The organism is Ruminococcus bovis, from assembly GCF_005601135.1.
GTDB classification, from domain to species: domain Bacteria; phylum Bacillota; class Clostridia; order Oscillospirales; family Acutalibacteraceae; genus Ruminococcoides; species Ruminococcoides bovis.
This window is the reverse complement of sequence record NZ_CP039381.1, coordinates 248,849-265,455: the sequence shown is the minus strand read 5'-3', so window position 1 is coordinate 265,455 and position 16,607 is coordinate 248,849. Positions and strand designations below refer to the sequence as shown.

16 protein-coding genes are annotated in these 16,607 nt (G+C 33.5%); 8 read left to right on the top strand and 8 right to left on the bottom strand.

Annotated features, from left to right (window positions below; genetic code table 11):
- Positions 1–6: 6 nt before the first annotated feature.
- The 7 genes from E5Z56_RS01295 to E5Z56_RS01265 all read right to left on the bottom strand — a co-directional run bounded on the left by E5Z56_RS01295 (position 7) and on the right by E5Z56_RS01265 (position 8,337).
- The gene (locus E5Z56_RS01295) at positions 7–1,032 is read right to left on the bottom strand and encodes an alcohol dehydrogenase catalytic domain-containing protein (protein ID WP_022506084.1); all 1,026 of its coding nucleotides are present in this window, start codon (positions 1,030–1,032) and stop codon (positions 7–9) included.
- The gene (locus E5Z56_RS01290; RefSeq protein WP_138156179.1) at positions 1,029–1,763 is read right to left on the bottom strand and encodes an IspD/TarI family cytidylyltransferase; all 735 of its coding nucleotides are present in this window, start codon (positions 1,761–1,763) and stop codon (positions 1,029–1,031) included. Before E5Z56_RS01290 ends, E5Z56_RS01295 begins: the two co-directional genes overlap by 4 nt.
- Positions 1,764–1,839: 76 nt before the next feature.
- Complete coding sequence (locus tag E5Z56_RS01285; protein ID WP_138156178.1) at positions 1,840–2,700, bottom strand: LicD family protein; 861 nt, start codon at positions 2,698–2,700, stop codon at positions 1,840–1,842.
- A gap of 15 nt (positions 2,701–2,715) precedes the next feature.
- Positions 2,716–3,777 (bottom strand): glycosyltransferase family 2 protein, encoded by a 1,062-nt coding sequence (locus tag E5Z56_RS01280; RefSeq protein ID WP_138156177.1) that lies wholly within the window; start codon positions 3,775–3,777, stop codon positions 2,716–2,718.
- A gap of 23 nt (positions 3,778–3,800) precedes the next feature.
- The gene (locus E5Z56_RS01275; RefSeq protein ID WP_138156176.1) at positions 3,801–4,556 is read right to left on the bottom strand and encodes a hypothetical protein; all 756 of its coding nucleotides are present in this window, start codon (positions 4,554–4,556) and stop codon (positions 3,801–3,803) included.
- Between the two features lie 7 nt (positions 4,557–4,563).
- Positions 4,564–5,931: a Sapep family Mn(2+)-dependent dipeptidase gene (locus E5Z56_RS01270; RefSeq protein ID WP_138156175.1), complete on the bottom strand. Its 1,368-nt coding sequence runs from the start codon at positions 5,929–5,931 to the stop codon at positions 4,564–4,566.
- Positions 5,932–5,946: 15 nt separating this feature from the next.
- Positions 5,947–8,337, bottom strand: coding sequence for a YfhO family protein (locus E5Z56_RS01265; RefSeq protein WP_138156174.1), 2,391 nt, complete (start codon positions 8,335–8,337; stop codon positions 5,947–5,949).
- 135 nt (positions 8,338–8,472) lie between these two features.
- On the opposite strand from E5Z56_RS01265, the gene yfbR reads away from it, so the two are divergent.
- The 4 genes from yfbR to E5Z56_RS01245 all read left to right on the top strand — a co-directional run bounded on the left by yfbR (position 8,473) and on the right by E5Z56_RS01245 (position 12,519).
- Positions 8,473–9,057, top strand: coding sequence for a 5'-deoxynucleotidase (gene yfbR / locus E5Z56_RS01260; protein ID WP_138156173.1), 585 nt, complete (start codon positions 8,473–8,475; stop codon positions 9,055–9,057).
- Between the two features lie 127 nt (positions 9,058–9,184).
- Positions 9,185–10,474 carry an LCP family protein gene (locus E5Z56_RS01255; RefSeq protein WP_138156172.1) on the top strand — a complete coding sequence of 430 codons (1,290 nt, stop codon included), beginning with the start codon at positions 9,185–9,187 and terminating at the stop codon, positions 10,472–10,474.
- A gap of 205 nt (positions 10,475–10,679) precedes the next feature.
- Entirely contained in the window at positions 10,680–12,011 is a 1,332-nt protein-coding gene (locus E5Z56_RS01250) for an LCP family protein (protein WP_138156171.1), read from the top strand.
- 61 nt (positions 12,012–12,072) lie between these two features.
- On the top strand, positions 12,073–12,519 hold the full coding sequence (locus E5Z56_RS01245; protein WP_138156170.1) for a hypothetical protein: 447 nt from the start codon (positions 12,073–12,075) through the stop codon (positions 12,517–12,519).
- A gap of 65 nt (positions 12,520–12,584) precedes the next feature.
- Here E5Z56_RS01245 and E5Z56_RS01240 read toward each other — a convergent pair whose 3' ends face one another.
- Entirely contained in the window at positions 12,585–13,592 is a 1,008-nt protein-coding gene (locus E5Z56_RS01240) for a DUF2804 domain-containing protein (RefSeq protein ID WP_138156169.1), read from the bottom strand.
- A gap of 120 nt (positions 13,593–13,712) precedes the next feature.
- Between E5Z56_RS01240 and E5Z56_RS01235 the strand changes: the two genes are divergently transcribed.
- From E5Z56_RS01235 to ruvB, 4 genes are all read left to right on the top strand, one after another.
- Positions 13,713–14,081: a hypothetical protein gene (locus E5Z56_RS01235; RefSeq protein WP_138156168.1), complete on the top strand. Its 369-nt coding sequence runs from the start codon at positions 13,713–13,715 to the stop codon at positions 14,079–14,081.
- Between the two features lie 111 nt (positions 14,082–14,192).
- Positions 14,193–14,699: a crossover junction endodeoxyribonuclease RuvC gene (ruvC, locus tag E5Z56_RS01230; RefSeq protein ID WP_138156167.1), complete on the top strand. Its 507-nt coding sequence runs from the start codon at positions 14,193–14,195 to the stop codon at positions 14,697–14,699.
- 3 nt (positions 14,700–14,702) lie between these two features.
- Positions 14,703–15,299, top strand: coding sequence for a Holliday junction branch migration protein RuvA (ruvA, locus tag E5Z56_RS01225; protein WP_138156166.1), 597 nt, complete (start codon positions 14,703–14,705; stop codon positions 15,297–15,299).
- Position 15,300: 1 nt separating this feature from the next.
- Positions 15,301–16,371, top strand: coding sequence for a Holliday junction branch migration DNA helicase RuvB (gene ruvB / locus E5Z56_RS01220; protein ID WP_138156165.1), 1,071 nt, complete (start codon positions 15,301–15,303; stop codon positions 16,369–16,371).
- Positions 16,372–16,607: the final 236 nt, after the last annotated feature.

The window sequence follows — 16,607 nt, the reverse complement described above, 5'->3', positions numbered from 1 at the left end:
ATAAATTTATACTTTCCATTCAAAAACTGTTTTAAAAGGTGTATTTAAGTCAGCAGCAAAGGCTCTGTGCATATCGTCAAAGTTTCTAACAGGTGCATCCTCATAAATAATAGAAGATAGTCTTCTCTTAATTCTCTGAGTTTCCATTAAAGAAATAGCCTTTTCAAAATCCACTCTGCCACTTCTTGAACAACCAACCATAGTAAAGCCTTTTTCAAGTACCATTCTAGTGTTGATAGCCACCATATTTTCCGATACACCCATAAGTAGTAGTGTACCTTGTGGGGAAGTGTAGTCAATCATATCGTTAATAGCATCCAAAGCACCTTCACCACCAACACATTCAAATGCATGGTCAATGTGTAGGTCTTTTGGAATATTGTATGTTAAAAATGTTTTTGTTACGAAGGAAAATCTGCTTAACTTTCTTTGGTTTTTACCGATAACATAAATTTTAGCCTTAGGGTATTCTGCTCTAAGTACTGTTGCAATAACATAAGATAAAGCACCGTCACCCCATACACCAAAGGCATCTTGTCTTTCATGAGCAACCTTTTTCATTCTTGCAACTGCATGACAAGCAACAGAAACAAATTCTGTAATTGCAGCAGTAGAAAGTGGAATATTGTTAAAAGGTATAACTCTGTCAGGGTCAATATCAACAAATTCTCTCATAAAACCATCAGCACCTGAACTTAGAAACTTGCTGTCAGGTCTGTAGTTTTCGTATATAAAGGAATTATCTGCATTGTCAGTATTAGCCGGTTGATTAGGAATCATAACAACCTGCTGACCCGGCTTAAAGTGACCGGTTTTATCTATAATAACTTCACCACAACATTCGTGAATAAGTGCCATAGGAAGTTTCTCATTTAATACTTTAATATCACGATTACCTTGATAATATCTTTGGTCTGCACGACAAATTGACATATATCTAGGTCGGATAATTACTTTCTTGTTTATGTCAATATCTTCATACTTAACAGAAAAGAACTGTGGAGAAGTAAGCTGATAAATATAGTTAATCACCTGTCGTTTTCCTCCAACTCAACAACATTGCCACCAACAAGGAACTGAGCGATTTTGTAGTCGCTGATTGTTGTAATCTTAATGTTAGATGAGTTACCCTTTACTAGCTTAACAGGTGCACCCTTCATAACACAAATCTTACAAGCATCAGTTAGAATGTTCTTTTCAGATGGCTTAAGCTGACTGTATAGTTCCTTAAGAATATTAATCTTAAATGTCTGTGGTGTTTGACCTTGATACATCATTGATCTGTCAGGAATAGAGTCAATCTGCTGAGCATCCTGAGAAACAACAATAGTATCAACTGCAGGAACAACAGTATCACAAGCACCGTAAGTCATAGCATTTTCAATATTTTCATCAAGAATTCTTAGTGTAACGAAAGGTCTTACTGCATCATGAGTAACAATAATGTTGTCCTCACTTTCACCGTAAGTCTTTTCAATATCGTTAATAATGTTAAAAATAGTATCGTTTCTATTTTTACCACCGGGTACTAGCTTGATTTTGTCTTCAAAGTCAAGTTCATATTTTTCTAGTAGGTCAGACATATATCCTAACCAAGCCGGATTTACACCAATATATATAACATCAATTTTGGTACACATTAATAATTTTTCAAGTGTATGAATAATAATTGGCTTTTCGTCTAGTGGCAAAAACTGCTTTGGCATATTGCTAATATGCATTCTTGTACCACTGCCACCGGCGAGAATTGCTCCGAATACCATAGTAAAACCTCTTTCAATAAAAAATCGAATGTGTTATTAACTACGATATTATAACACATCCGATAAAATATTTCAATTATTTAGGCATATTTAGGCAAGATTTATTTAAATCCAGTGCAACTAGGTCATGATGAGGCACTTGCTTATCCTCAGGAGGTAGCTCCATATAGTCGCCAAAAGCTATTTTTAAGTAGGTGTCATATCCAACAGGAATAGGGAAAAGTTCACCTTCAAATGGTTCAAAAATTGCACTTTCAAAACATTCTTTTGGATACTTATTCATCATATAATGTGGACCGGCACAAAGTTCTGTAATATATGTACATTCTTCAATAGGGTAGGCAGTCATCTTTTTCTCACAATGTTTCCAAATTTTTGTGCGAATTTTTCTGCCTCTAAAGATACCAAGAAGAATTTTACTAAAGAATGCAACTGCACCACCATGCTTTTCCGGTACAACTTCACTCATAAATAGGGAGTAGAGTAAGCAGTGGAACAACTGCATATATCTCTTAAACTTACCGTCAGGACAACCATCCAGTGGCATAATATCCATTACCAAACCATGTGGCACATCAATATTTTCTTGATTTTCTTTAACACAAGTATATTTTGTATCAACAAATGTAGCAAAAATATTTCCTGTAAATGTTGAATTTACATCAGTTTTAAGTAGTCTGTATCTACCGGCATTGCCAACTTGCTTTGGCCATTCTTTTAAGAGAATTTCATAATCTTGTCTTGGCATAAATACATCAACATCATCATCCCAAGGGATAAAACCTTGATGCCTAAGTGTTCCGATACAACAACCACCACAAAAATAAAACAGTAGGTTGTTTTTCTGACAAAATTCTTTAAATACTCTCAAGGACTCAAGTTCCTTTAGTTGAAGTTCCCTTATTGTTTCCTTTGAAAGTTTTATTGGCTGTGACATATCCTTATCCACCTATCATCTTTTAGTGTTGCTAATAATCTTTTCTTTTACTTCTTCAATCTGTTTCTTAGAGCTGTCATTTAAACTTTTTTTCCAGAATGGGAGTTTTATAAGTCCCACAACTGTACCTATACCGTAGGTTATGTGAAGTAAAGGAAAAATTAGTGGCAAAAGTACAAACTGAGGATAAAATTTCCTTACAATACAACAGGATACTGTATTTACAAGGTCAAACATACCATAAGCTATACCAAGTAGTATTAGGAAAATATGAATTCCAAAGCAAGAGAAAATTATGCTTCCCAGCAAAGCCATAACAAATACAAACGGTACAAAGTGGAAGTAGCTTAAACATTCCTTGCATACACCAAGTGTTAAGCCAATCCAATAACCGTTACCATACTTTTGCTTAATCATATTAGGCAGGGTGTTTCTTGTCATTTGATAAGAGATAATATCAGGACAACAACATAACTTGTAACCGGCTTTTCTAATGCGATAGTGCATTTCGTTATCCTCAGTTCTGCCTAAGTCCTCGTTAAATCCACCGACTTTGGCGAAAACCTCTCTCTTATAAGCAGCATGAAACATACTGTCAACATATTCTTTTTGAACAGGTCTTCTTCTGTAGGAAGCAATAGATGAACCGAAAAGTGATTCTTCTGCTGCAAGAAGTGTCTGTTTCCAAGGTGACTCACCAAGTACAATGTTAGGTCTGCCACCACCGGTAACATTTTCACCTTCTTCAAGGTGCATAACATTTTTAGTGATAAAGTTTCTTGGAATACTTGCATGAGCATCTACTCTGATAATAATATCACCGGTAGCTACCTTTAAAGCCTCATTCCAACTGGAAGCCTGATTACCTCTATTGTTCTGAACAATCTTAACATCCATAAAGCCATAATCGGAATTCTTAAAATCATTCATCATTTCAAGTGTGTTGTCCTTAGAAAAAGAATCAACAAGTACAACTTCAATTTGATTATGAGGATAATCTTGATTTGATATATCCCTAAAAAGACCATTAAGAACTGCACCTTCGTTAAGTGCAATCATACAAATTGATACAGTCATAATCCTACCCTTTCAATAAACCCTTATTCTTGAATATACAAACTTGCAATCCACTTTCCGTTATTCATAAACGCAACTGTAATATAAGGTACAACGAAAACAAGTGGTACAATAAAAAAGCAAAGTAAAATATATGGTAGAAAAGAAAGTAAAATTTTTCTACAATCATTTAATTTATCAGAAATAAAGTTTAATCCCAATTTTATAATTTCTTCATTGCTTATGCTTTCATCTTCAAAATAAATACAAGGTACTATTGTATATTTAATACACACAAAAATTGTTGCAACAAAAGCCATTACTGTTAAAGTAATAGCAAATGCAAGAAGTGCAACATATGATGTTATAGCAAAAAATACGGAAAAAATCAAGGCTGGAACAGTAAAAATCATAAAATAACCTAAAATTCTTATCATAATGTTTAGGTTTAAGCTAAGACATTTGTTGTACTTTTCTTTGTTAAAGTAGTAAAAAATATCCTTTAATGAGTAGTCTTGATTTTTAGAAATTAGGTAACACATTCTAAAATATCCTGTAAATATAGGTGTGGAAAACAACCACACAACCACAAGTGCAAGAGAAATAAATGACAGTACCCCTTGATAAAACAGAGTGTTTGTATTTACAAATAAGTTTATTATGTTGTAGATAACTTCATCAAGTATCATTAGCAGAACAGTAGGGAGGACAGCTATCAGGAAACCTCCGATAGCATTGCCCCAATTATCCTTGGCAAGTAAGGCAAGTGACTGTTTCTTAATTGTTTGTTCAATGTTCATAATTTCCTCAGTCAAAGTTGCCTGTGTAAAGTCTGTACATAGCCTCTAAGCAAATTTCTGCATGTTTAAAGAACTTTTCTTCATCAAGACTTTCGTTAGCATTGTGCATATTGCTTGTGTCATCCTTAAATACAGGACCAAAGGCAACACCCTTGTTGTCTAACATTCTTGCATATGTTCCACCACCTGTAGAATATAGCTCAGGTTCTTCACCCATAACTTCACTGTAAGCTGACTTTAGCAGTGAGATAATAGGAGCATTTTCGTCCATATTAAGTGGCTTTAGGTGGCTAAGTACCTTAACATGAAGATTGTCTTTACTTGCAATTTTCTTAATTCTATACAGAATAACATTGCCATCCATTGTAACAGGATAACGAACATCAATCTTAGCTTTAGCTGATTTATCATCAATTTGAATTGAACCAACATTTACTGTTAATTCACCGGAAATACTGTCTCTCATTTTGATGCCTAGGGAATTACCGTTAGTTTCAAGACCGATTGATGAATTGATGAATGAACATAGTGAACCTAACTGAACATAGTTAAAGTTAGATGCAAGTAGTTCCACAAGTGCAGTAGCAGCATTTTTACCTTTGTTAGGTACACAAGCATGACTTGCTCTACCGTGAGAAATAATCATAACACCGTCAATTGTGTAGTGGAAGTCAAAGTCACAGTCCATAGCATCTGCAAATCTTACTAGGTTGTGGTCGTCATATTCACTACAGTCAACCATAGCGTAAGCAGTATCAGGAACAATGTTTACTGCCTTACCGGCATGAAATTCATTAAGTGTTGTACCGTCATTAGTTTCAGCAGTAATCTCCAGTTGTAGGATACCCTTTTCACATTGACAAATACCATAGTCACTGTCAGGTGTAAAGCTATATTCAGGCATTTTCTCGTTTTCAAAATATGTTTCCATATCTTTCATACCTTTTTCTTCATCAGTACCGTAAATAGCTCTCAAGGTGTTTTTACCTTCAACACCGGCATCCTTAAGTGCCTTTAAGCAGTAAAGAGTAATAAGTGCAGCACCTTTATCATCAGCAACACCTCTGCCGTATAGTCTGCCGTCTTTTCTTGTTAATTCAAATGGTAGTGAATCCCAGTTGTTACCTGCAGGTACAACATCAAGGTGAGTAAGTACACCACATAAGTCACCACTGTTGCCAAGCTGTGCATGACCGGCAATATTTTCAATATTCTTAGAATCAAGACCAAATTCCTTAGCTTTATCAAGAATAAAGTTAAGTGCCTGTTCACAATCTCCCTGATTTTCACCTGAAATAGATTGGAAAGAAATTAAAGTCTTTAAGTCCTTTAGAATGTCCTCTTTATATTTTAAAATGTTTTTACCAAAATACATACGATTACCTCCAAATTATTTTTTTACTTTTCTCTTTCTATAATATAAGAAACCTATATATCCTATGTAAATAACACCTGAAATTAATGTAATAGCAAAACCGGCTGATAGTCCCGGAGTTTTGTAAGTAAACTTAATTTCACTGGTGGAATTTCCATCAACTTTAACAGCCATAAAGCTAACATTTACCTTTTCAATATTAACTTCTTTACCGTTAACATAAGCACTCCAACCATCTTCATATGGTACAGAGAAAAATACTAAATTGTCTTTGCCTTTATTATCTATTGTAGCAGTAAAACCGTTGTTAATGTACTTAAAGTTTTTACAACTTTGATTTTTTCTGTTTTCACAATCTTTCTTGTATGAACTTTCATTATAAGTAAAACTGTCAGCTTTGCTACTTGTGTAAGAAGAGTCATCATTACTTTCTTTATAACCTGTAATGGATGAATATTTCTTCATTTGTTTTTTGGAAAGCACCATAGCTTTCATAAGTGCTTTATCTCTGTTGTTTGTAGGAATATCCTTAAATTCTTTACTTGAAATAAAGTCATTGTACATAAAGCCCATAGGTACATAATATTGATTTTCATAAATGTTAACACCGTTTCCGGTGTCTAGATATTTAAATCCCGGCATTTTAGTGTTGCCGTCTTCATCAATAAAGTTTTCATCATCACTAGGATTGTCAAATAAATACTTAACAGACAGTAAACCTCTTAAACCATAAAGCTCAGTATCAGGTCTTGATGCAACATCTCTTGCACTGTCAAATGTAGGGTAGAAGTCCATAATTGAACCGGGTACTATGCTTTGAAATGCTTGAATGTTAGGTATCTGCCAGTACATTCCCAGGTTGTCTGTACATTCATAAAAGTCACTTCTAACATTTTTAATGTCATAAATCTTTAGGTCTTTACCACCATTTAGTGAATAGTCAATGATAAAGTCTTTGTTAGATTGTAATACACCTAAATATACTAAGTAGTTGCCATATACTGCAACAACTAATGCTAAAGCTAAGGCTAACATTCTCATCATCTTTTTTCTGTTGTGAGCAAATGCTTTTAGAATAAACACAAATCCACACATAGAAACAATTGCAATGCTACCGTAAATCCATAACCATTCAGAATAATTCTCAAGTCCAAAAGTTGTTTTATTGTCAACTTCACTTGTATTAGGCATTAAACCAACAAGCAGAAGAATTACAACAGTTATACCGGCAGAAATTCTTGTAGCCTTTAGCCAGTCAACTTCAGCATTTTCCATAGAAATTACTGTTGCAAGAACTAGGATAAGGTCGAACATATAGAACCATCTTGCATAGTAATTCATATTAAAACCTTGGAAAGCTGCATTAAAGATTGGTACAAGTGCAACTACAATCAGTAGTGGAATTAACTTATTTAACCAATGCTTTTCTTTAGTTTGTAAGAAACCTATAACACCTGTCATACCAACAAGAGGTAACCAACCTGCAATACTTGCCCAGTTACCACCACTGTCAGGTGTAAAGTTAGGTCTTGCTGCAATATCAGGTGGGAAGAAGAATGACTCAATAATGTGTACATACTTCTGTGGTGTATCATATACAACTGCATTCCAACCGTTAGGCCATTCCGATAATCTGTTGTTCTGAATAACAGATAGAATAGATGGCAGAAGAATTACAGCAGTCATTAAGAAACCTATAATAACTTCAAAAGCTAATATCAGTAATTCTGTAAATTTAATTTTAGGGTAAGTTTTTGTACAAATTCTAAGTACCCAATAAATAATAACAAATACAACCTGACCTACAAAGAAATAGTAGTTCATTGTACAAGCTAAAAATACACTTAAAGCAACAATGCCTTTTCTTTTCTTATACATATATTCATCAATAGAATATAGCAAAAGTGGGAAAATCAGTATTGCCTCATGAAAGTGGTTGAAAAATACATTGTAAACACTAAATCCACTAAATGCATATAGTAAAGCACCAAATACAGCAGTAGATTTGTTCTTTACATATCTTTGTAAGAAAAGATATGATGTAAGTGAGGCACAAGCAATTTTTAAAATTAGCAAAGGCCCCATAAGGTAAGGTACTGCACCTGAAGGGAACAGTAGTGTTATCCAAAAGAAAGGACTGCCAAGTAGATAGAAACTATAACTACCTACAAGGTTAGCACCAAGGTCTGTTGTATTGCTCCACATTGTATCACCATTCAAAATAGAATCGTGAACCATCTGATAAAATGGGATTTGCTGAGCATTAAAGTCACCGTAAAATACAAAGTAACCATTACCGGCTATCATATTTGGAATGAAAAACAAACTTGCAAATAAGATACCCAGCAAAAAGGACATTAGTGCATAGTTCTTTTCTTTTCTATATAAAGATTTTCTTAAATTCATAATTATCCATTATTCTCCTAAATTGTTAAAAATTATTTACTATAAATCTAAAATAGGATATAATATAACAACAGTATAACATATTATAAAGATTTTTGCATTATATATTTATAATTTTTTGGAGATGAAGTAAAAATGAGTAATAGCCACTTTTTCGCTATGATTAGCAGAATGAAATATATTAACCGTTGGGGTTTAATGAACAATACTTTTAATGAAAATATAAGTGAACATTCTTTGCAAGTTGCAATGTTTACTCATTGTTTGATTTTAATGCACAATGATAAATTCGGCGAAAATCTAAATGCCGACAGAGGTGCAGTACTTGGTATGTATCACGATTCCAGTGAGATTATTACAGGTGACTTGCCAACACCAATAAAGTACTTTAATCCTGAAATTTGTGATGCATATAAAAAGGTAGAAAATTTAGCAGAAGAAAGGTTACTTTCTCTTTTGCCACAGTCACTAAGACATTATTATGATGATATTTTACATTATAATGAAAAGGATGAAATTCTTTGGAAATATGTAAAAGCCGGTGATAAGATTTCAGCACTTACAAAATGTATGGAAGAAATTAAGGTAGGTAATAGAGAATTTACAGATGCCTTTGAAACAACTAAGAAGTCATTAGAAAATATGAATATGCCGGTAGTTGACGAATTTATTAAAGAATTTATCCCATCATTTCAGCTAACTTTAGATAAGTTAGAGTAAGTGTATATAGTTCACATATATAGCTAACTAGTATTATATTTCTTTATTAGAATAAAAATCTTTTACTTTTGGTGTATAATGATAAAAATATGGAAGATAAGAGATTTTTACAGAAAGGAATAGTATTATGGCTTATCAGGGAAAAAGAGCAATTACTCCGGAGAAAAAGAAAAAAGAAAAAGTTATTAAGCAACCTACCAATGAACAGTCTATTGTAGTGGATAATGATGTAGTTGATATTTCTTCTAAGTCAACAAAGTCAGTTTATAAGAAGAAAAATACAATTATTCAAGTTGTTGCAATAGTAATGGCAGTAATTTTTGTTGCTTGTGGTGGTGCTTTGGTATATGCATCTTCAATTATCGATTCAATTACCGATGACAGTGCAGATAAAGACACAAAGAATTATACAGTTAAGGACGACAGAGGTAACGGTGTTATCTCTGACAATAAACTTCTTGCTAATAAAGATGTGTTAAATGTTATGCTGTTTGGTCAAGATAATAAAGACTCAAAGTATGACAATGGTCGTTCAGATACAATGATTCTTCTTTCTGTTGATGTGACAAATAAGCAAATTAAGCTCACTTCTTTTTTAAGAGATACTTATGTTTATATTCCATCAGGTGATGATTTTGAAGGTTGGTATAAACTTAATGAGTCATATAACCATGGTGGAGCAAAGCTAACAGTAAAGACTATTGAAAGCAACTTTGGTATTAAGATTGACAGATATGCTATTGTTGACTTTAGTGGATTTAAAGATATTATTGATGCCTTAGGTGGCTTAACAATTCCTATTACAGGTAATGAAGCAAGATATATTAATGCACAGATTGAACATAATAATCAGAAATGCCCTAAGGTAGCAAAGAAGTATTGTAAATCAGTTTACAAGAAAGATAAGAACGGTAAGTATAGTTATGACAGAAACGGTGATAAAGTAGAAATCACCAGAAAAGTTAAGCTAACCGGTAAACAAGCTCTTTGGTATGCTCGTAACAGAGGTAGTACAGAACTTGGTGGAGAAAACTTTAGTGGTAATGACTGGGATAGAACTGATAGACAGAGAAAGGTTATTAAAGCGCTTATTGATGAATTTAAGGGTGCATCCTTTACAAATTTAGTTTCAGCAGTTGAAAAGGTTGGTCCTATGGTTCAAACTAACTTTAAGTCCAACGAAATCACTTCTCTGTTTACATGTGTATTCAAAATTATGAAGTACCCAATGTATCAGTTTAATGTGCCAATCGGTGAAGAAAGTGACCAAAACAAACTTTGGTTCTATAATACATACTATCCAAATGGACAGAAATATGATGTTGTAGAAATTAACGATTGGGAGAAAACAAGAAGTAAAGTTGCCAACTTTGTATTTAATAAAGTAACTGACAAAAAGAGTAAGTTAACATATTAAATAAATACTACTAAAGTAGATAAAATGCCGATTTTACCTGTATTTTACAGTATTCTTCAATACAACTAAAAAATTAGGTGAAAACTATGTGAATATTGTCCAAAATTGCATTATAATTCTTTAAAAGAATTATATAGTAAGAAACCTCTTGTATAATTTATTAGATAAAATATATTGAAAAATATATTTAGAAAGGGGCAATATAGTGGCAGCATATCGTGGTACTCGTGGAGTTGAACCTCCAAAACCTAAAAAAGAAAAAGTAAGTAAAGCTACTAATAGCGACTTTATAGATATTTCTTCAAAATCTACAAAGGCAGTTCATAAGAAAAGAAATACAATTATTCAGATTGTGTCAATTGTAATGGCAGTTCTGTTTGTTGTTTCAGGTGGTGCTTTGGTTTATGCCTCATCAATTATGAATTCCTTAGGTGATGAAGAGGGAACACTAACTAAAAATACAAAGAACTATACAGTTAAAGATGATAGAGGTAACGGTGTTATCTCCGATAATAAACTACTTGCCAACAAAGATGTTCTAAATGTTATGCTTTTTGGTCAAGACAGTAAAGAGTCTAAGGATGACAATGGTCGTTCAGACTCAATGATTCTTGTGTCAGTTGATGTTGTTCATAAGCAGATTAAGATGACTTCATTCTTAAGAGATACTTATGTTTATATTCCTTCCGGTGACAGTAACGAAGGTTGGAACAAACTTAATGCATCATATTCATTTGGTGGTGCTAAGTTAGCAGTTAAAACTATTGAAAGCAACTTTGGTATCAAGGTTGACAGATACGGTATTATTGATTTTAGTGGATTTAAAGATGTTATCAATGCACTTGGTGGTGTAACAATTCCTATTACCGGTGTTGAAGCAAGATACATTAATGCACAGATTGATTATAACCATCAAAAGTGCAAGAAAATCCCTGAAAAGTATTGTAAGTCAGTTTACAAGAAAGATAAAAACGGTAACTACATTTATGATAGCAACGGAAACAAAGTTGAAAAGACCAGAAATGTAAAGCTAAACGGTCAACAGGCACTTTGGTATGCTCGTAACAGAGGTAGTGACGAAATCAGTACAACAGAAGTTTTTGCCGGTAGTGACTGGGATAGAACAGAAAGACAGAGAAAGCTGATTAACACAGTAGTTAAGAAGTTTAAGAATGCTTCATTTACAGAACTACTTGCAGTTGTAAAGGAAGTTGGTCCTATGATTCAGACTAACTTTAAGCAGAACGATATTACTTCTCTAATGTCAAGTGCTTTAACACTTCTAAAGTACCCTATGTATCAGTTCCATATTCCAATCGGTGAAGAAAGTGACCCTAATAAGCTATGGACTTATGATAACCCTATTATCAACGGTTATGAATCATCAGTTGTTAAGATTACCGATTGGGACAAGACAAGAAGTGAACTTGCTAACTATGTATTTAATAAAGCTAGTAAAAAGTATCTATCAAGTGGTAGTTCAAGCAGTTCAAAGAAAAGTAGTTCAAAGTCTAGTACAAAAAGTAGTTCAAACTAATTAAAAAATGTGGGCGAAAATTATCGTCCACATTTATTTTATGAATAAAGGAGTATTGTTTATGGCAAAGAAAAAAAGCACAACCAACAAAATCAGACTTACTGTTTGTGGTTTGTACATAGCACAGATTTTTTTCCTAACAAGTGGTTATATTCGTGACTTTAATAATGCAACTGTTTATCATAGTTGTTTTGCAACAATTTTTTATTCCATTAAGAGTGGGGTTGTAGAGGCTGCAATTCAGAGTATTGTTGTTGCATTAATTCCAATTATCGGATTTTTTATTTTCAGCTTTGATAAGAAAAGAAATATAAAGAATATCTACGGTGTGCTTTCATCAGTAGTTGAAGTTTTCTTAATTATCGGTATGACAAATGGTCTTGCTAACCTTGGTTGGGGTTCAACAATTGCAATTATTCTTTACTTCCCAATAGTATTCCTTTCATCAATGGGCATCTTCTCAAATATAGTTGATGCTAAAAATAAAGCTACTTATTCAAATAGATAAATTTAATGTTATATAACAAAATGGACGACTGTTTAGTCGTCCATTTCGTGTTTTATAAGGAAGCTTTATATGATTGAATTAACCAGTAATCCATCAAATCCATCAATTTTTATTACATCACCTTTTTCGTCAAATATGTGACCGTAAAAGTTTCCGTAAATAATTTTTCTTTTGTCAATTTCTGTATGCAAAGCACCACCGTTTTTATTTGACGGTAAGAATTCAATGTAAATGTTTCTTTCTTCATCCTCAAAGGTCCATGTAGAATGTACATCACTAAATCTACCTTTGCCCTTAACTTTGCTTAGCTTTCTCATTTTACCGTCAATAAATAAGCAGTTCTCAATACCTGCCGAGTCATCAGAAATACCGTCACATAACTGCAAGGTAATCAGCTTTTTGTTGTAGTAACCTTCGGCAATTAACTGATGATAATTTTCTTTATTAGGTGTAGAATACCTTTCCCAAATAAGAGTTGCAGAAGTCTTTTCATTGTCAAGGTCATATTCACTACCACCAAAACGCACCAAACCGGTGGCTTTCATTTGTGGTAAAAATCTTTTTACAAAAAAGCTTGTCTTGTTACTTTCAAATGGAATAGTAACATTCATACTTTCTGCATTATTTTCATCAATTTCAATATTAAAGTAAAGATTTTTGCTATCATAAAAATCCAGAAAATCGCATTTTAAAAATCTCTTAGAACCTGCTTTAGAAAATTTTACACCAATCTGATTGTCATTATATGCCACATCTCCTGAAAGAGAACTTTCAGGCATTCTAAACTTAACAAGTGGTAGCATTTTCTTTACAACCTTTTTGCCCATCTTAAAACCATCAAGGTCAATCAGAAAACCACTAAGAAAACCATATGCTCCTAAATTTGCAAGGGTAACTGTAAGTATAAGGTGGTTGTTGTGAACAATGTAAGTGTCAGATTCTTTTCTTTTAAAAACAGAACCGGAGGAGTTGATTTTGTTGTAGAAAAATATTGGCTCTTTACTCCAACCAAAAGGTTTCACTTCTCCATTAGTTTCAAAAACACTAACTGTATCTAAATATTCTTTGTACATAAATACTCCTCCTTGGCTTTATTATACACATTATTTATCTATATTGCAAGATTTTATTGTGCAAAAGTTATAATTATTTTTTTCTCTCATAAGTAGTACTATGGAGGCTGATGTTTACTTATGAAAATCAAGATTGCTATAGTTTATTTACTGGCTTTTTTAGTGTTATTTTTAACTTCTTGCAGTGAAATTATTGATACAAATGCTAAGGAATTAAAGGCTAATGTGTGGGTAGAAAAGGATAATGATAACTTAAACTGTAAACTACAGTTTATTGATGACAAAGGTAAATTTACTTTGCAAGATAAAAAGGACAATAAAAGTTATATAATCACAGGTGTAACAGTAGTAAACGAAAATGATTTTACCATAAACGATAAAGAAACTTTGTCAAAATATATTTTCAAGTACAAAATAAATAATGACTCAGTAAAAATCACATATGAAAGCAAAAGTATTACACTTAAAAAACTACATAAAAATAAATGAAAAAATCCCTATATTAATTAGAAAAATAGTGTTCTTGCTTGTTGCGTAAGAACTCTCTCTATGATATAATAATCTAAATATGGGTTACTATCACTAGAAAGGAATGTTGTTATGGTTGTTTTGGGTATTGACCCGGGATATGCTATTGTTGGCTATGGTGCAATAAACTACAAAAATAACTCATTTACACCAATTTCTTTCGGCTCAATTATTACTAAGGCTGATACTGATTTTAACCGAAGACTAGAGATTATTTATGACGATTTAGTTGAAGTTATTAAGCGTACAAAGCCTGACGCTATGTCTATTGAAAGGCTGTATTTCCAGACTAATGCCAAGACTGCAATTATGGTTGCTGAGGCAAGAGGTGTTATCCTTTTAGCAGCACAGAAGATGGGAGTTCCTGTGTTTGAGTACACTCCACTTCAAGTGAAAACTGCAGTTACCGGTTACGGTAAAGCCAAGAAACCTCAGGTTATGGAAATGACAAGAAGATTACTTAGACTTAAAGAAACTCCAAAACCGGATGATACTGCCGATGCTTTGGCTATTGCAATAACACATACACAGTCAGCCGGTTCAGGACTTAGACAATATATGATGAAAAGGGGAATATAAAAAGTGATTTATTCTCTAAAGGGTACACTGGTACATACAGAACAGAATTTAGCTGTTGTGGAATGTGGTGGTGTAGGTTATGGTTGCAGAACAACCTTAAACACTCTAAAAGATTTAAAACTAAATACAGAAGTTAAGCTTTATACTTATATGTCAGTTAGGGAAGATGCAGTAGAGCTTTTTGGTTTTTCTACAGTCAGCGAACTTAACACATATAAGTTACTGATAAATGTAAATGGTGTAGGACCAAAGGCAGGTATTTCAATCTTGTCTATTCTTTCACCGGAACAGGTTGCAGTTGCAGTTTCTTCCGGTGACTTTAAGACTATTACCCAAGCTAACGGTATTGGACCTAAGATGGCACAGAGAATTGTCCTTGAATTAAAGGATAAGTTCAAGAGTATTGAGTTTGAGGGTAATGCTGAAACTACTGATGGAATTGCAGTAAAAGCACCTACCGGTAATATTCCGGCAGCAGTTCAAGCACTTGCAGTACTTGGTTTTAGTTCAGCAGAAGTTACACCAATACTCACAAAGCTAGACCCATCACTTTCTGTTGAACAGATGATTGGTGCTACACTTAAGAAGTTAGGAAGATAATATGGATTTTCAAAATGATTTTGAAATGGACTATGAAAATAGAATAGTAGATACTCACGAAATTCCTGAAGACAACCTTACTATGGATAATGATAATCCCCTAAGACCAAAAACTTTAGGTGATTATATTGGACAAGATAAGGTTAAGGAAAATTTAAAGATATATATTGATGCAGCAATGCAGAGAGGAGAGTCCCTTGACCATGTACTTTTATATGGACCTCCGGGACTTGGCAAAACAACACTTTCTCAGATTATTGCAAATGAACTTGGTGTTAACATTAGAATTACATCAGGCCCTGCAATTGAAAAACCGGGGGACTTGGCAGCACTTTTAACTAACCTAAATGAAGGTGATGTACTGTTTATTGACGAAATTCACCGTCTAAACAGAAGTGTTGAAGAAATCCTTTATCCGGCAATGGAGGACTTTGCAATTGATATTATTACAGGTAAAGGTCAGATGGCAGCATCTTACCATTTGCCACTACCAAGGTTCACTTTAGTTGGTGCAACAACAAGAGCCGGTCAGCTTACAGCTCCGTTGAGAGATAGATTCGGTGTTACACTAAGACTTGAACTTTATTCTCCTGAAGAATTATCAACTATTATTACAAGGTCAGCCGGTATTCTTAATGTGGATATTGACCATGACGGTGCATTAGAACTTGCATCTCGTTCAAGAGGTACACCTCGTATTGCCAACAGACTGCTAAAGCGTGTTCGTGACTTTGCTCAAGTGCTAAACAATGGTAAGGTTACTTGCGATATAGCTAGGACAGCCCTTGACAAAATGGAAATTGATGAACTTGGTCTTGACCAAAACGATAGAAGAATGTTAGAGTCAATGATTAAGTTTTACAATGGTGGGCCTGTAGGTTTGGAAACTTTGGCTGCTGCCATTGGTGAAGAGGCAGTTACTATTGAAGATGTTTATGAGCCTTACTTAATGCAAATCGGTTTCTTACAAAGAACCCCAAGAGGCAGATGTGTTACTGCTGAGGGCTATAGACATTTAGGTTATGACTTTGGTAAGTCAAATAACCAACCAACCTTGTTTGGTAATAATTAATTTTTGTGTAGAATAAATCAATAGTTACTATAATGTAGGGGCGAAATATATTTAACCACAAAATTTTAGTTTACAGTTGTAGGGGCGACTACAAAAGTTTTTATGATTAAAAACTTTTGCATAAGTTCACATTAGCAAATCAAGCTACGCCTATGGCTTGCTTTCTTTGATGTTCACTTAAGTGTTCGCCCGTAAGGAAAGTTTATTTTATACGATACTTTGTCTTATGTATAAAC

What these genes read in the sequence shown, in the direction of transcription:
- E5Z56_RS01290 (WP_138156179.1), bottom strand. Translation starts at nt 1,763, where the DNA reads ATGGTATTCGGAGCAATTCTCGCCGGTGGCAGTGGTACAAGAATGCAT.
- E5Z56_RS01285 (WP_138156178.1), bottom strand. Translation starts at nt 2,700, where the DNA reads ATGTCACAGCCAATAAAACTTTCAAAGGAAACAATAAGGGAACTTCAA.
- E5Z56_RS01280 (WP_138156177.1), bottom strand. Translation starts at nt 3,777, where the DNA reads ATGACTGTATCAATTTGTATGATTGCACTTAACGAAGGTGCAGTTCTT.
- E5Z56_RS01275 (WP_138156176.1), bottom strand. Translation starts at nt 4,556, where the DNA reads ATGAACATTGAACAAACAATTAAGAAACAGTCACTTGCCTTACTTGCC.
- E5Z56_RS01270 (WP_138156175.1), bottom strand. Translation starts at nt 5,931, where the DNA reads ATGTATTTTGGTAAAAACATTTTAAAATATAAAGAGGACATTCTAAAG.
- E5Z56_RS01265 (WP_138156174.1), bottom strand. Translation starts at nt 8,337, where the DNA reads ATGAATTTAAGAAAATCTTTATATAGAAAAGAAAAGAACTATGCACTA.
- yfbR (WP_138156173.1), top strand. Translation starts at nt 8,473, where the DNA reads ATGAGTAATAGCCACTTTTTCGCTATGATTAGCAGAATGAAATATATT.
- E5Z56_RS01255 (WP_138156172.1), top strand. Translation starts at nt 9,185, where the DNA reads ATGGCTTATCAGGGAAAAAGAGCAATTACTCCGGAGAAAAAGAAAAAA.
- E5Z56_RS01245 (WP_138156170.1), top strand. Translation starts at nt 12,073, where the DNA reads ATGGCAAAGAAAAAAAGCACAACCAACAAAATCAGACTTACTGTTTGT.
- E5Z56_RS01240 (WP_138156169.1), bottom strand. Translation starts at nt 13,592, where the DNA reads ATGTACAAAGAATATTTAGATACAGTTAGTGTTTTTGAAACTAATGGA.
- E5Z56_RS01235 (WP_138156168.1), top strand. Translation starts at nt 13,713, where the DNA reads ATGAAAATCAAGATTGCTATAGTTTATTTACTGGCTTTTTTAGTGTTA.
- ruvC (WP_138156167.1), top strand. Translation starts at nt 14,193, where the DNA reads ATGGTTGTTTTGGGTATTGACCCGGGATATGCTATTGTTGGCTATGGT.
- ruvB (WP_138156165.1), top strand. Translation starts at nt 15,301, where the DNA reads ATGGATTTTCAAAATGATTTTGAAATGGACTATGAAAATAGAATAGTA.